Here is a 567-nt window from a genome sequence, read left to right as displayed (position 1 = left end):
AATCTTCATCACGCCGAAATAGTATTGATATTAAACGGCATACTATCAACTTGGTGTTGTCCCTCTCCTTATTCTTGCCTTGTAAAGACAAGATAACTAAGGAAGCTTTTATGAGCCACTTCACTATCAAGCTACGCCAAATCTTGCACAAGACACGCGATGAATGGGCAAGATTCGCTATCAGAAAAATGGAAATCCCACCTAACACCATCGCCAAATTTTATGGCTACAAATCGAGTTGTGATCTTGAGCAAATTCTTAAACACGATGAAAACGACGCCAATTCGGACATTTGCTCGACACCTTGTGCGAGATCTCTCACAAGCGATGTAAGCAAAACGACCATCTTTGACTAAGATAAAATCAAAAAATGCATATAACCAATTGAAAATTAAAACTTATAGTATTTTTCATAATATTCGCTGCCAAAGTTTTTTTACCTAGCTGATTGAGAGTAATCAGCAAAACATCAATACTGATTGTGTCGACAGGATGTTGGCGGGAACAGGAAAAAAGCCTAATGGACTAGGTATCTTCAGGATGAAGATTTGATAGCTTAGGATGAGT

General features: G+C 38.1%; 1 protein-coding gene. It reads left to right on the top strand.

What is annotated here, in order from left to right; all coding sequences use genetic code 11:
- Positions 1-110: 110 nt before the first annotated feature.
- A complete protein-coding gene (locus R7Q46_RS29110; protein WP_318078570.1) occupies positions 111-356 on the top strand; it encodes a hypothetical protein in 246 nt (81 codons plus the stop codon).
- Positions 357-567: the final 211 nt, after the last annotated feature.

This window comes from Vibrio sp. 811 (assembly GCF_033339195.1).
Note: the sequence above shows the minus strand (reverse complement) of the source record. Positions and strands in the feature narration are given on the sequence as shown.